Below are 13,736 nucleotides of genomic sequence, written 5' to 3' on the forward strand. Positions count from 1 at the left end.
GAAACGAACAATGGCCCCGCGGTTTCCGCGGGGCCATTGTCGTGTGTTGCGTTCCTCAGAGCACGCCGACGCGGGTCGGCGGTGCCATCGACGCTGCGGCAAGCAACTGGTCGAGGGCGCGCTCGACGTCTTCCTTCCAGCCGTGGTCGGAATCCAGTTCCAGGCGCAGCCGGGGGAAGCGGTGATGCGGGGCCACCACTTCGAAACCGACCTCGGTGAGGAAATCGGCGTCGATCATGCAGGTTTCGGGAGTGCAGTGGGTCGCGGCGGCCGGATCCCGTAGCGGTGCCGCGATCCGTTCCATCAACCGCATCGAGGATCCGAGACCGCGATCGGCCAGCGAGCTGCTCGCCGGACCGTTGCGAATGCCGAACGCCTCGATCGCGCGCACGCCGCGACGCACCAGATCGGCCACAACGGCCTGAATCAGCCGATGGGCTACATCGGCCTCCTCGTAGGGGAATTCGGCCTGCAGCGTGGTCAGCAGGACCGCGTCCGGGCTCACGGGGGAGGTGGGGAACAGGGTCGACCGCGGCACGGCGCTCGGGGGCGAGTACAGCGCGCAGCCGGCGATGTTGTTGTCGACATGCGCCAGCTGACCGCACGAGCCCCATTCGAGCATCACGGTCGAGAGCCAGGCTTCCTTCTCGAAGACCGGATCGCTGAAGGCGTGGGAGTCGGCAGCAACGGCAGGATCGAGCTCCCAGAACACACACCGCCGGGTGTGCGCCGGGAGCTGATCGAGTCGATCGAGAGTCAAGGCCGTGACGCTGGTCGACACCGCTCTGCTCAGCCTCCAGCTGTCCGATTCATCCACGCTCACGCCACATCACTATCCACAGTAATGCCGCCTCTTTCAATTATGTAGAAAGACTGGGAGTGCCCCGTCACAGTGACGTTTCAGGGCCGGATTGTTCCATCAGCGCCACAATGCGCTCGAGATCTTCGACGGAACCGAACTCGACAACGATCTTGCCTTTACGCTTTCCGAGGCTGACCGTGACCCGGGTGTCGTAGGAACCCGACAACCGTTCGGCCACTTCCTGCAGACCCGGCATGTGGATCGGCTTACGTTTCGGCGCCGGGGGAGCGACCTCCGACGGATTGCGGTTCGCGAGCGTCACCGCTTCCTCGGTGGCCCGGACCGACAGTCCCTCGGCGACGATTCGCGCCGCCAGCACTTCCTGCGCATCGGCACCGGCATCCAAACCGAGCAGCGCCCTGGCGTGGCCGGCCGAGAGCACCCCGGCGGCCACCCGACGCTGCACCGGAATCGGCAGCTTCAGCAGTCGGATCATATTCGTCACCACCGGCCGGGAGCGACCGATCCGCGTGGCCAATTCCTCGTGGGTGACGTCGAATTCCTCGAGCAGCTGCTGATAGGCGGCCGCCTCTTCGAGCGGGTTCAACTGCACGCGGTGGATGTTCTCCAACAGCGCGTCGCGCAGCATCGCGCCGTCGTCGGTGTCGCGGATGATCGCGGGGATGGTCGCCAGTCCGGCTTCCTGGCATGCGCGCCAGCGGCGCTCGCCCATGACCAACTGGAACTTGTCGACGCCCGGTTCGACGCGACGCACCACGATCGGCTGCATCAGACCGAACTCGCGGATCGAGTGCACCAGCTCCGCCAGCGCCTCTTCCTCGAAAACCTGGCGCGGCTGCTTCGGGTTCGGCTCGATCTGCTCGGCGGGCACCTCGCGGTAGACCGCGCCGCCGGGGGAGACGAGGTCTTCCTCGGGTTCGGGTTCGGCATCCGGAACGCGATGCAGGAACGCCTCGGCCGGCTGCGGGCCGATCGGGTTGATCCCGATCACGCTCGCCGCGGCACTGCTGAGACCCGGCGCCGTCGCTGCCGGACCCGTCGGGATCAGTGCGGCCAAGCCGCGCCCGAGACCGCCCTTTTTCGCCTGACTCATCGGCTACCGATCCCTTCCTCGTTCCAACTCACTACGACGCGTCCTGGCGGAGCTGGGCGCGGGCGGCGAGCTCGCGCCCCGCGTCCAGGTAGCTCATCGCGCCGCGGGAGCCTGGATCATAATCGAGCACGGTCATGCCGTAGCCCGGTGCCTCCGAGACCTTCACGCTGCGCGGGATCATCGACTTGAGGACGACGTCGCCGAAGTGGTTGCGCACTTCCTCGGCCACCTGGTCGGCCAGTTTGGTGCGGCCGTCGTACATCGTCAGCAGCACGGTCGAAACGTGGAGTTCGGGATTGAGGTGCGCCTGCACCAGCCCGATATTGCGGAGCAGCTGGCCGACGCCCTCCAATGCGTAGTACTCGCACTGGATCGGGATCAGCACTTCCTTGGCCGCCACGAGCGCGTTGACGGTGAGCAGACCGAGGGAGGGCGGGCAGTCGATCAGCACGTAATCGATGTCGTAGCCGGCGATGGCCGCCTCGTGGATCGCGGTCTTCAGGCGTCCCTCGCGGGCGACCATCGAGACCAGTTCGATCTCGGCGCCGGCGAGGTCGATCGTCGCCGGAACACACAGCAGCCGTTCGCTGTGCGGGCTCTGCTGAATCGCGTCCTTGACGGCGACTTCGCCGATCAACAGCTCGTAGCTGGAGGGGACCCCGGAGTGATGCGCGACGCCCAGCGCCGTACTCGCATTGCCCTGCGGATCGAGATCGACGACAAGCACCGTCATGCCCTGGTGCGCTAGTGCCGCAGCGAGATTGACCGTCGTCGTCGTTTTACCGACGCCGCCCTTCTGATTGGCGATGGTGATGATCCGTTGCTCGCGGGGTTTCGGCACAGTGACCTTTCCTGGATGCAGAATCTGGCTGGCGCGTTGCGCTTCCGCCGCGATCGGGGTCTCGGCCGGGGAGATATTCCCGAAAGGAGTGTTCCCGAACGTCTCCGCGTCGAAGTTGCTGGAATCCAGCATCCCCGGGACCCGCGACGCTGTTTCCCGTGAAACATTCGCCGGACCGCTCGACATAGACTGCTCCTAACCCGAGAAACTTCGATCACGTACTCCCGACCGAGCGTCGGCGCCGTGTCATCACAAACAAGTTCGGGGGCGTCCGGCCACATCCGCGGTGGCTCCCGGCGCGCACGCCCGACTGTGAACAGCTTGCCAGCCCCGCGACAGTTAGGAAAGCTGAATCGCGGCACGCCGGTAAGGACACACCCAAAGTCGCGCAAATCGGTGCCAGGAGCGATGTTTCACGGGAAACACCGGGGAGCGTTCGCGGCGAAATCGGACGGGCGATCAAGCCTTCCGACCCGGCCCTCAACCCATGACACCATCCGCCGGAACCGGCGTCGGTCGGCGAAGCCGAACTCTCCGACCAGCATCCGCTCCGGTCACCGTGAGCCATCGCGGCGACACCAGGGATGCACCGGCATGTGCGTGCGAAACCGTCAGCACAACTGGACAACCCGAGCAGGTGAAATCGTGGAACCTCGCCTCGCTCGCGTTCCACGTGAAACATGCCAGGAGGAGCGGATTGCAGCACCCCTCCGGAACTATCGGAATTCGGTCGGATTCGGCCGTAGGTAAATACCCTCGGCCTCTTTCGTCACGTTACGAAAGAGGATTGCCGCTACCACGGCGCTTCTTCTCCGCGCTGACTGCCTTCCGGCCCGCGCGACGGGTCGGACGCTCGGCGCGGGGGAGCAGTTCGGCGCTGATCACGAGAGTCGGGACCTCGACGATCCCGGCGCCGCAGCCGACTACCCGGAGATCGGTGGCTCCGTCGCGAATCAGTTCGGCGCCATCACGTTCGAGTTCCTCGGCGGCACTCGTTCCCTTGAGTGCGAGCATCCGGCCGTGGTCGCGGAGCAGGGGGAGCGACCAGTGCGCGAGCTTGGCGAGCGGGGCGACCGCCCGCGAGGTGACGACATCCGCGCCGCCTGCCTCCTTGATGACACCGGACTGCTCGGCGCGGCCACGAACGACGGTGACGTTCTTCAGTCCGATCTCGTCGATGAACTCGCTCAGAAAGATTGTGCGACGCAACAGCGGTTCCACGAGAGTGATGCGGAGATCCGGCCGTGCGATGGCCAGCGGAATGCCGGGGAGTCCGGCGCCACTGCCGATGTCGACCACGGCCGCGCCCTCCTCGATCAACTCGCCGACCACGGCGCAGTTGAGGATGTGACGCTCCCAGAGGCGGGGGACTTCACGCGGGCCGATGAGGCCGCGTTCCACGCCGGCGGTGGCCAGCGCCGCGCAGTAGCGGCGGGCGAGGTCCAGGCGGTCGCCGAACACCCGCGCGGCGGCGGCAGGCGGTTCCAGCTCGGCGGACAGCGCACCCAGTTCTCGTTCCACGTGAAACATCCTTCCGAGTGGTGGTCGATCGCAAGAGGACATGAATAAGGCCCCCGGTCCGAGACCGGAGGCCCTTTCATGGTCGCGGCGGTGTCAGCCTACTCGGGCACTACCACCACATGGCGATTCGGCTCGACACCTTCACTCTCGCTGGCCACGCCCTCGATATCGGCGACGGCGTCGTGCACGATCTTGCGCTCGAACGGAGTCATCGCGGACAGCGCCTCGGGCTTGCCCGACTCGAGCACCCGCTTTGCGGCGGCGACGCCGAGCTCGCTCAGATCGGCGCGACGCTGCGCGCGCCAGCCGGCCACATCCAGCATCAGGCGGCTGCGTACGCCGGTCGCCTGCTGCACGGCCAGCCGGGTCAGCTCCTGCAGCGCGTCGAGGACTTCACCGTTGCGTCCGACGAGCTTGGTCAGATCGCGGCCACCGTCGATGCTCACGACGGCGCGGTCGCCCTCGACATCGAGGTCGATATCGCCGTCGAAGTCGAGCACGTCCAGCAGCTGCTCGAGGTAGTCGCCCGCGATCTCGCCCTCTTCGATCAACGCTTCTTCGGCGTCGTTCACGACGTCAACAGTCGTCGCCACAGTGGCGTCCCCTCCGTCGGTCTCGGTCTCAACAGTCATTGGATTCCTCTATCTGATCGCCACTCAGCGCTTACGCTTCTGGTTCGCTCGGCCACGGTTACCCGGCCGCTGCTGCCCACCGGGCCTGCGCTTACCGCCACCCTGCTTGGCGGTCTGCTTGGCGGTGCCGTTGGACGCGGCGGTGCCGTTGGTCGACTGTGTGTCCTCGGCCGGGGCGTCCTGTTTCTTGCGGACGTCGACCGGCTTGGCGCCGGGCTTCGGCGCGTTCTGCGCGCGCAGCTCCAGCTTCTTCGCCTTCTTCTCTTCCTCTTCCTTCTCCATGCGGCCGAACACCAGGTGCTGCTGACCGTAGGTCCAGATGTTGTTGGCCACCCAGTAGATCAGGATGCCGATCATCAGGAAGGGGCCACCGACCATCACGCCGAGCGGGAAGACCCACAGCGACAGCTTGTTCATGATGGCGGCCTGCGGGTTCGCGGCGGCTTCCGGCGTCTGCCGCTGCACCGAAGCGCGGGCGTTGAAGTGGGTCGCCACACCGGCGATCACCATCAGCGGAATCGCGACGAGCGCGATGCTCAGTCTGGTCGGTGTGCCGCCCCACTCGGCGAAGGCTTCCAGCTCGCTCTGCGGCGCGGTGATGAAGGCAGCGATCGGCGCACCGAAGATGCGGGCGCTCAGGAACGACTGCACGTCGGTCGCGCTGAAGATGTAGTTCGGCGTGTGCGCGTTGTCGTACGCGGACATACCCAGCTGACCGAAGCCGTGACCGGTGCGGTTGAACGAGCGCAGCACGTGGAAGAGACCGAGGAACACCGGCACCTGCACCAGGACCGGCAGGCATCCCATCAGCGGGTTGAAGCCGTGTTCCTTCTGCAGCTTCTGCATCTCCCGCGCCATGGTCTCGCGGTCGTTCTTGTACTTCTTCTGCAGCTCCTTGATCTGGGGCTGCAGTTCCTGCATCTGCTTGGTGGTACGCACCTGCTTGACGAAGGGCTTGTACAGCACGAGCCGCAGCGTGAAGACCAGGAAGACGATCGCGAGGCTCCAGGCGAGCCCGCTGTCAGCTCCGAACACAAAGCCGAAGGCCTTGTGCCAGAACCACAGAATTGCGGATACCGGCCAATAGATGATGTCGAGCACGGCTCTAGGTACTCCCGTCGTTCGTATCGCCGATCAGCGCGGGCGATGACTTTGTGCAGGCATTCGACCCGCGCTCTGGCACGGGATCCCACCCTCCAGGGTGCCAGGGTGCGCATTTGGCGAGGCGCACGGCCGTCAGTGCCGACCCGACGAGCAGCCCGCGGGTGCGCAGGGCGGTCACCGCGTACTCACTGCAGGTGGGGGTGAACCGGCAGATCGGCATCCGGGTGGGGGAGACATAGGTCCGGTACAGCTCGATCAGGAAGATCAGCGCGTTCGCGGGGAGCCGGGTGAGAGTCCTCATCGCCGCTCACCGGCCGGGGTGCGACCGAGCGCGGGCTCCGGTGCAGTACGCAAACCGAGCTTGCGTAGGCCGGAGCGCAGCTGGCGCAGCAACTCGGCGGAGTCGGCGGTAGCCGCGCCGGGCAGCGCCCGGATCACGACATCGGTACCGGCGGGCAGTTCGTCGACGACCTGGGCGCACATATGACGCAGGCGGCGGGCCACCCGGTGGCGAACCACCGCGTTTCCCACCGCCTTGCTCACAATCAGCCCGAACCGCGGACCGCCTACCCGGATCAGGGAATCGACATCGGCGACATCGTCGTACGTGTGCGTAAGCGCGTGTACGACGAGATCTCGCCTCCCGATTCGCTGACCGCGGCGCACCGTGCGGGAGAATTCGGCACGGTGGTGCAACCGATACGGCTCAGGCAACACCCGAGCGTCCGACTACGCGCGATCAGGCAGTCAGTTCGGAACGGCCCTTACGGCGACGCGCCGAAACGATGGCGCGACCCGCACGGGTACGCATCCGGAGGCGGAAGCCGTGCACGCGCGCCCGACGACGGTTGTTCGGCTGGAACGTCCGCTTGCCCTTGGCCACGGTCAACACTCCTCGAGTTGGTGGGCACCGTTCGGCGCCCGAAGTTCTGTTCAATGATTCGGATGTCTGCGCAGCGGACCGCGGTCTACACGCAGAAAGCCTTGGCGATCGACGTGCAGCACACAGCCGCCACCGCGCCAAGGGGTGACTGTACGAGGGTACTGATACCGCTACGCAGGGTCAAACTCGGCCCCCAGGCACGTGCGCTAGGCACGATGTCCAGATTACCGGACCCCGGATAGCCGCCAGGGAGCGGGCCGACCTGGGCCGACACGCCCGGGACGCACTGACGCATCGGGGCAGTTTTCGTGAGTTCCTCCACACCTCTGGCCTTCTGCGGCGGGGACGGCTAACCTCTGTAGCCGGGGGATTGCTGAAGAACCGCAGGTCCAGCCCCGTTCACTGCCACACGCTGGCAGATTCCCTCTATCCCCAGGTTTGTCCACATCTGTGGATAATTGTGTGGAAAGACGGCCGGAGTGGCATATTCGTAGGGCCGACGGTGCCCGCGCCGCACTCGGAGATTCTGGGACCGCACGGCGTTCGAACCGGCTTCGGTTGTACGCAGGATTACTGGATTCCACCTGTTCACAGGTGGTTTTGCTCGCGTGCTCCCGGCCGTGGGCCCCAACAACCGGTCCGGGGAGGACGCTGCATGGACGACGAGCAGAATGTGCTGGCCACAGTATGGCCAGAGGTGGTTGCCGAGCTCACCACCGGCTCGGCCGACGGCGCCATTCCCGCGGTCAGCCGCGCGCAGCAGGCCTGGCTGAAGCTGGTCAAACCGCTCACCGTCGCCCAGGGCTTCGCGTTGCTGTCGGTTCCGTCGTCGCTCGCGCAGGAGGCGATCGAGCGTGATCTGCGCGAACCCATCCTGCGCTCGCTGGGTCGCCGGCTCGGGCCGCAGGTCGAAGGATTGGGCGTGCGCATCGCCGCGCCGAGCCCGGCCGCGGGGGAGCGGGCGGGCAGTTCGCCGCGGCACGCCAGGATGACGAGCCGACCGGAGCGCCCGCGCGAGCAGGTGCGCCCGCCGACCGGCTATCCCGGTCCCGATTTCAGTGTTCCCGACTACGTCGCGCGCGGTGAGTACGGCCGCCCCCGCTACGGCGCGGGCGAGTACCCCGCGGGCAATGGCGAGTACGGCAACGAGTACCAGGGCGGGCAGGAATATCCGCCCGCCGGTGACTACGGCAACAGCTACGGCGGCCGCGAGTACCCCGTGCAGGCGGGCGAGTACGGCGAGCGCCCCGACTACGCCGGTCATCGGGAGTACCAGCCCGAACCGGAATACCGGCAAGCCGAACCGGAATACCAGCAGCCCGAGTATCAGCAGCAGCCGCCGGAGTATCAGCAGCAGCCCGAGTACGCACAGGCATCGGAGTACGGGCAGGCACCGGAGTTCCAGCCCGACCGAGCCGAGTTCCCCGGCACCGACTTCGAGCCGACGGCGGCGTACCCGGTACCCGACTTCAACGGCGGCGAGTTCGGCGGTCGTGGCGAGTTCCGTGGCGCGCGCCCTGACCAGCGCCCGGCCGATGCCGCCCCACCCGCCCGCCGGGAGCCCTCCGGTTCGCCCCGACGCGAGCACATCCCGCCGGGTCAGGAGTCGCTGTTCACCCCTGATCCGCCGCCGCAGCGCGCGCCGAGCCGGGGCCGGGGGCCGCAGCAGGACGAGCCGATCGCCGCGCGGGCCGAGGAACCCACCATCGAGGCGGCGCCGGAACCGCTGCGGCCGGGGACGCCGGGTGCCGAGCCCGCCGACGACGAGCCGGTGGTCGACGCCCGCAACAACTGGCCGACGTATTTCAACAAGTCGCCCGAGGCGCCGCCGCAGCCGTCGTCCTCGGCGAGCTTGAACGCCAAGTACACCTTCGAGACGTTCGTCATCGGCGCGTCCAACCGGTTCGCGCACGCCGCGGCGGTCGCCATCGCGGAGGCGCCTGCCCGCGCCTACAACCCGCTGTTCGTCTGGGGCGCTTCGGGTTTGGGCAAGACGCACCTGCTGCACGCGGCCGGGCACTACGCGCAACGGCTGTTCCCCGGCATGCGGGTGAAGTACGTGTCCACCGAGGAATTCACCAACGACTTCATCAACAGCCTGCGCGACGACCGCAAGGTCGCGTTCAAGCGGCGCTACCGCGAGACCGACATCCTGCTGGTCGACGACATCCAGTTCATCGAGGGCAAGGAAGGCATCCAGGAGGAGTTCTTCCACACCTTCAACACCCTGCACAACGCGAACAAGCAGATCGTCGTCTCCTCCGACCGCCCGCCCAAGCAGCTGGCGACGCTGGAGGAGCGGCTGCGCACCCGCTTCGAGTGGGGCCTGATCACCGATGTACAGCCGCCCGAACTGGAGACCCGCATCGCGATCCTCCGCAAGAAGGCGCGGATGGACCGGCTCGATGTGCCGCACGACGTGCTCGAGCTGATCGCCAGCCGGGTGGAGCGCAATATCCGTGAGCTCGAGGGAGCGCTCATCCGGGTGACGGCCTTCGCCTCGCTCAACGGTCAGCCGCTGGATCTGTCGCTGGCCGAGGTGGTGCTGCGGGATCTGATGCCCGACACCGCGGCGCTCGAGATCAACGCGGCGACGATCATGGCCGTCACCGCCGAGTACTTCAATACGACGCTCGAGGAACTGACCGGGCCGGGCAAGGCCAGGCCGCTCGCGCAGGCCCGCCAGATCGCCATGTACCTGTGCCGTGAGCTGACCGATCTGTCGCTGCCCAAGATCGGGCAGGCGTTCGGTCGCGACCACACCACGGTGATGTACGCGGAGAAGAAGGTGCGCAAGGAGATGACCGAGCGGCGCCGCGTCTACGACCAGGTGCAAGAACTCACAGCCCGGATCAAACAGCGCTCCCGCTGATTTCATCCACACCCTCGAACACCGCCCTGACCTGGGGCGGTGTTCTTTTTTGCCCTGTGGATTCCTCGAGGAATCCCTGTGGAGTCCTCGAGGAATCCACCTAGTTGCCACCACCCTGCCCCCGCGTGTGAACAACAGGGTGAATCCGGTGGAACAACTCGAGGACTACTCGAGGATGGAATTGGGACAACTTCGGGCGTCCACAGACGCTCCCGGTTCATCCTCGAGTCACCCCACGGCCATCCCCACGCCGACGTGCGCGCTGACCTGCGGATTCGGTCGAAGTCCACAGATTCCACAGTGCCTACTACTACTTCAGTTCTATTTCTTGAAGAGATCTCTTCAAAACAAGGTGTGTGGAAAGTCGGTCGGACAGGCTCGGCTCGGTCGGTGCTCCACTCACAAGCGGCAAGGAGAAGAGGGGATGGGCCGGCAGCGCTCGATCGGCAGGGAGGGTCGATGCGGACTTCCCGCGATGCCCGGGTACCGTTTGGTTGTCGGCTTGTTGTGCGAGACTCAGTGCGCGGCCGACGCAGCACCTCAACTCCGCTGAACACACCCGCACACGGATTCGAAACTCGGAGAGGACAAATCGGGCGATGGAGCTTGCGAGCATGAAGTTTCGGGTCGCCCGAGAGGATTTCGCCGAGTCGGTGGCCTGGGTGGCGCGCAGTCTGCCGTCCCGTCCTCCTGTGCCTGTCCTGGGCGGTGTGCTGCTGGTGGCCGACGAGAACGGCCTGACGGTCTCCGGGTTCGACTACGAGGTCTCCGCGCAGATGCGGGTGGCCGCCGAGGTCGCCGGTCCCGGCCAGGTGCTGGTCTCGGGCCGGCTGCTCGCCGACATCACCAAGGCGCTGTCGAACAAGCCGGTCGATGTCTCCGTCGACGGCACCCGCGTCCTCATCGCCTGCGGTAGCGCCAAGTTCTCCCTGCCCACCATGCCGGTCGAGGACTATCCCCAGCTTCCCGAGGTGCCGCAGCAGACCGGTGAGCTCGGTGTCGACGTGTTCGCCGAGGCGGTCGGCCAGGTCGCCGTCGCCGCGGGCCGCGACGACACGCTCCCCATGCTCACCGGCATCCGCGTCGAGATCGAGGGCAACGACGTGGTGCTCGCCGCCACCGACCGCTTCCGCCTCGCCGTGCGTCACCTGCAGTGGCAGCCCACCCGCTCCGACATCGAGACCGCGGTGCTCATCCCCGCGCGCACGCTGTCCGAAGCCGCCAAGACCCTCGGCGCCACCGACGCGCCGGTGCAGCTCTCGCTCGGCACCGGGGGCGGGGCCGACGGCCTGCTCGGCATCGTCAACGCGGGCCGCCGCACCACCACCCGCCTGCTCGACGCCGAATTCCCCAAGTTCCGCCAGTTGCTCCCCAAGGAGCACACCTCCATCGCCACGCTGCCCGTCGCCGCGCTGTCCGAGGCGATCAAGCGTGTCGCCCTGGTGGCCGAGCGCGGCGCCCAGGTGCGCCTGGAGTTCTCCACCGACGGCGTGCTGCTGTCCGCGGGTGGGGACGACGCGGGCCGCGCCGAGGAGTGGCTGGAAGCCGATTTCCGCGGTGAGCCGCTGACCATCGCGTTCAACCCCGGCTACCTGACCGAAGGCCTTTCGGCGCTGCACACCGACCGGGTCACCTTCGGCTTCACCACGCCCAGCCGTCCCGCCGTCCTGCTGCCCGCCTCCGACGAGGAGCCCAAGGTGCTGGAGTCCGGTGCGTTCGCGGCGCTGGAGAGCCAGTACATCTACCTGTTGATGCCGGTCCGGCTGCCCGGCTGAACCCCGCACGCGTAATCCGGCATGTTCATTCGTGCGCTGTCGGTCCGTGATTTCCGGTCGTGGGAACACGCCGAGCTCGAGTTGTCCCCAGGGCGCACGGTGCTGTTGGGGGCCAATGGCAACGGCAAGACCAACCTGCTCGAGGCGATCGGCTATCTGGCGACCCTCGGCTCGCACCGGGTCTCCGCCGACGCGCCGCTGATCCGGATGGGCGCGACGCAGGCCAGGATCGGCGCGACCGTGGTCAATCTGGGCCGCGAACTGCGCGTCGACGTCGAGCTCAAACAGGGCAGCGCCAATCGTGCCCAGATCAACCGTTCACCGGTGCGCCGGTCGCGGGAGATCCTGGGGATTCTGCAGACCGTGCTGTTCGCGCCGGAGGATCTGGCGCTGGTGCGCGGCGACCCGGGGGAGCGCAGACGGTTCCTCGACGAGTTGTGCACAGCCCGGCTGCCCAGGCTCGCCGGCGTGCGCGCCGACTACGACAAGGTGCTGCGGCAACGCTCTGCCCTGTTGAAAACCGCTGGGCGCCATGTGCGTTCGCGTGCCGATCTGAGCACACTCGACGTGTGGGACGGGCATCTGGCCGAGCACGCGTCGGTGCTGCTCGCGCAGCGATTACGGCTGGTCCACGACCTGTATCCGTATCTCGCACAGGCTTATCGGTCGATCGCGCCCGAATCACGTCCTGCGGCAATCGCTTACCGGTCGGGGTACCTGCCGCCGGAGCTGCTCGACCCGGCCAGGGAGCCCGCGGCCGACGATGCCGAGCAGCTGCACGAGATCGTGTTGCGTGAGTTGTCCACAGCCAGGAACAGGGAGTTGGAGCGCGGGGTGTGCCTGGTCGGCCCGCACCGCGACGACCTCGACCTGCTGCTCGGCAGCGCACCCGCCAAGGGATTCGCCAGTCACGGCGAGTCCTGGTCGTTCGCGCTGGCACTGCGGCTGGCCTCGTTCGAGCTGCTGCGCAGTGCGGGCACCGAGCCGGTGCTGCTGCTCGACGACGTGTTCGCCGAGCTGGATCGGCGCAGGCGTACCGCGCTGGCCGAGGTCGCCGCCGGGGCGGAGCAGGTGCTCATCACCGCCGCGGTGGCCGAGGACGTGCCCGCCGAACTCGCCGCCGAACCGCTGCGTGTGCAAACAACCGGCGAAGCCGACCGGCGTACCTCGATGATCGTCACCGAACCGGCCGAACAATCCGAAGATATGCACAGATAGCGATAGTTATCAACAGCGCCTGTGGAAAACCGGCAACATGCTGGACATATGCCGGATCGGTCTCGGCGGGACTGTCGGCGCCCCGGCGTAGACTCTCCTCCGCACTCGGCCAGTATCGACACCGGAAGGCGGAACCGAGGTGACCGAAGAGCCGGAACAGCAGCTGCGCGGGATCGACCTCGCCCGGCGCGCACTGGAGGAGGCACGGGCCGCGGCCAAGGCCAGCGGTAAGTCGGTCGGCCAGGGCCGGGCGTCACCGGTGCGCAAGTTGCGCGCGGGTGGACGCAGGCGCACGGGCTGGTCCGGTGCGGGTCCCGATCCCCGTGATCCCCAGCTGTTGTCGGCTCTGACCGGCTCGATCGCGAAGAGTCGTGGCTGGTCGGGCAAGGTTGCCGAGGGCATGGTGTTCGGTCGCTGGGCGAGCGTGGTCGGTGAGGACATCGCCTCGCACGCAACGCCGGTGACGCTGGAGGGCGGTGTGCTCAAGATCGCGGCCGAGTCCACCGCGTGGGCGACCCAGCTGCGCATGCTCCAGGGGCAGATCCTCGCCAAGATCAATGCCGCGGTCGGCCAGGGCGTCGTCACTCAGTTGCGGATCACCGGCCCCGCCGCGCCGAGCTGGCGCAAGGGCGAGCGGCACGTCAAAGGACGCGGTCCGCGCGATACCTACGGGTAGCCGGACGGTGACCAGGGTGAGTTGCCTTGCGGCGGCGCCGCTCTCAGGCCACGGAGTTTTGTACATGTGGACAAAACCTGTGGATAACTCGAACCGGAGGCGAAAGCCGTCGACCGCGTTTCACGTGGAACCGCCGAACGCAAGTCTCACGCCAGTTCTGGCGGGCGGAAATCTCCGGAAGGCGGACGCTTGTCGCGGTAGGCCGATTTCTCGCATTCACGGCGGCGTCAGGGGTGTCGTAGGTGCACTGTAAGTTGGGCTTACCAGTAGGATGGTGACGTAACCAGCGGCGAACCCT

The 13,736-nt window shown here is 67.0% G+C and carries 13 protein-coding genes; 4 read left to right on the forward strand and 9 right to left on the reverse strand.

All coding sequences use genetic code 11. The features are described from left to right. Positions 1–55: 55 nt before the first annotated feature. The 9 genes from ACFWF2_RS08705 to rpmH all read right to left on the reverse strand — a co-directional run bounded on the left by ACFWF2_RS08705 (position 56) and on the right by rpmH (position 6,897). The gene (locus tag ACFWF2_RS08705; RefSeq protein WP_379306142.1) at positions 56–781 is read right to left on the reverse strand and encodes a GNAT family N-acetyltransferase; all 726 of its coding nucleotides are present in this window, start codon (positions 779–781) and stop codon (positions 56–58) included. A 106-nt stretch (positions 782–887) separates the two neighbouring features. After that, entirely contained in the window at positions 888–1,916 is a 1,029-nt protein-coding gene (locus tag ACFWF2_RS08710) for a ParB/RepB/Spo0J family partition protein (RefSeq protein WP_379306070.1), read from the reverse strand. 31 nt (positions 1,917–1,947) lie between these two features. Then, positions 1,948–2,889: a ParA family protein gene (locus ACFWF2_RS08715; RefSeq protein ID WP_229740037.1), complete on the reverse strand. Its 942-nt coding sequence runs from the start codon at positions 2,887–2,889 to the stop codon at positions 1,948–1,950. A gap of 642 nt (positions 2,890–3,531) precedes the next feature. After that, a complete protein-coding gene (rsmG, locus tag ACFWF2_RS08720; protein WP_379306073.1) occupies positions 3,532–4,287 on the reverse strand; it encodes a 16S rRNA (guanine(527)-N(7))-methyltransferase RsmG in 756 nt (251 codons plus the stop codon). An 89-nt stretch (positions 4,288–4,376) separates the two neighbouring features. After that, the gene (locus tag ACFWF2_RS08725; protein WP_189031754.1) at positions 4,377–4,910 is read right to left on the reverse strand and encodes a protein jag; all 534 of its coding nucleotides are present in this window, start codon (positions 4,908–4,910) and stop codon (positions 4,377–4,379) included. A 24-nt stretch (positions 4,911–4,934) separates the two neighbouring features. Then, positions 4,935–6,011 (reverse strand): membrane protein insertase YidC, encoded by a 1,077-nt coding sequence (gene yidC / locus ACFWF2_RS08730; protein WP_379306075.1) that lies wholly within the window; start codon positions 6,009–6,011, stop codon positions 4,935–4,937. A 4-nt stretch (positions 6,012–6,015) separates the two neighbouring features. Further along, positions 6,016–6,315, reverse strand: a complete 300-nt coding sequence (gene yidD, locus ACFWF2_RS08735; protein ID WP_189031758.1) for a membrane protein insertion efficiency factor YidD — start codon at positions 6,313–6,315, stop codon at positions 6,016–6,018. Then, on the reverse strand, positions 6,312–6,731 hold the full coding sequence (gene rnpA / locus ACFWF2_RS08740; RefSeq protein WP_189031760.1) for a ribonuclease P protein component: 420 nt from the start codon (positions 6,729–6,731) through the stop codon (positions 6,312–6,314). The genes yidD and rnpA overlap by 4 nt, the downstream gene beginning before the upstream one ends. A 22-nt stretch (positions 6,732–6,753) precedes the next feature. Then, entirely contained in the window at positions 6,754–6,897 is a 144-nt protein-coding gene (gene rpmH, locus ACFWF2_RS08745) for a 50S ribosomal protein L34 (RefSeq protein WP_071932098.1), read from the reverse strand. Positions 6,898–7,552: 655 nt separating this feature from the next. Between rpmH and dnaA the strand changes: the two genes are divergently transcribed. The 4 genes from dnaA to ACFWF2_RS08765 all read left to right on the forward strand — a co-directional run bounded on the left by dnaA (position 7,553) and on the right by ACFWF2_RS08765 (position 13,438). Further along, on the forward strand, positions 7,553–9,769 hold the full coding sequence (gene dnaA / locus ACFWF2_RS08750) for a chromosomal replication initiator protein DnaA (protein ID WP_379306078.1): 2,217 nt from the start codon (positions 7,553–7,555) through the stop codon (positions 9,767–9,769). A 599-nt stretch (positions 9,770–10,368) separates the two neighbouring features. Continuing rightward, positions 10,369–11,544 carry a DNA polymerase III subunit beta gene (gene dnaN / locus ACFWF2_RS08755; protein ID WP_379306080.1) on the forward strand — a complete coding sequence of 392 codons (1,176 nt, stop codon included), beginning with the start codon at positions 10,369–10,371 and terminating at the stop codon, positions 11,542–11,544. A gap of 21 nt (positions 11,545–11,565) precedes the next feature. Further along, positions 11,566–12,762 carry a DNA replication/repair protein RecF gene (recF, locus tag ACFWF2_RS08760; protein ID WP_379306082.1) on the forward strand — a complete coding sequence of 399 codons (1,197 nt, stop codon included), beginning with the start codon at positions 11,566–11,568 and terminating at the stop codon, positions 12,760–12,762. A gap of 139 nt (positions 12,763–12,901) precedes the next feature. Beyond that, on the forward strand, positions 12,902–13,438 hold the full coding sequence (locus tag ACFWF2_RS08765; RefSeq protein ID WP_379306084.1) for a DUF721 family protein: 537 nt from the start codon (positions 12,902–12,904) through the stop codon (positions 13,436–13,438). The last annotated feature ends 298 nt before the right edge of the window (positions 13,439–13,736 follow it).

The sequence above is a fragment of the Nocardia sp. NPDC060259 genome (assembly GCF_042728775.1).
Taxonomy (GTDB): Bacteria; Actinomycetota; Actinomycetes; order Mycobacteriales; family Mycobacteriaceae; genus Nocardia.

Excerpts from the sequence above, each read along its gene's own strand:
- ACFWF2_RS08710 (WP_379306070.1), bottom strand. The coding sequence starts at position 1,916 with ATGAGTCAGGCGAAAAAGGGCGGTCTCGGGCGCGGCTTGGCCGCACTG.
- yidD (WP_189031758.1), bottom strand. The coding sequence starts at position 6,315 with ATGAGGACTCTCACCCGGCTCCCCGCGAACGCGCTGATCTTCCTGATC.
- recF (WP_379306082.1), top strand. The coding sequence starts at position 11,566 with ATGTTCATTCGTGCGCTGTCGGTCCGTGATTTCCGGTCGTGGGAACAC.
- rsmG (WP_379306073.1), bottom strand. The coding sequence starts at position 4,287 with ATGTTTCACGTGGAACGAGAACTGGGTGCGCTGTCCGCCGAGCTGGAA.
- dnaN (WP_379306080.1), top strand. The coding sequence starts at position 10,369 with ATGGAGCTTGCGAGCATGAAGTTTCGGGTCGCCCGAGAGGATTTCGCC.
- ACFWF2_RS08725 (WP_189031754.1), bottom strand. The coding sequence starts at position 4,910 with ATGACTGTTGAGACCGAGACCGACGGAGGGGACGCCACTGTGGCGACG.
- ACFWF2_RS08715 (WP_229740037.1), bottom strand. The coding sequence starts at position 2,889 with ATGCTGGATTCCAGCAACTTCGACGCGGAGACGTTCGGGAACACTCCT.
- dnaA (WP_379306078.1), top strand. The coding sequence starts at position 7,553 with ATGGACGACGAGCAGAATGTGCTGGCCACAGTATGGCCAGAGGTGGTT.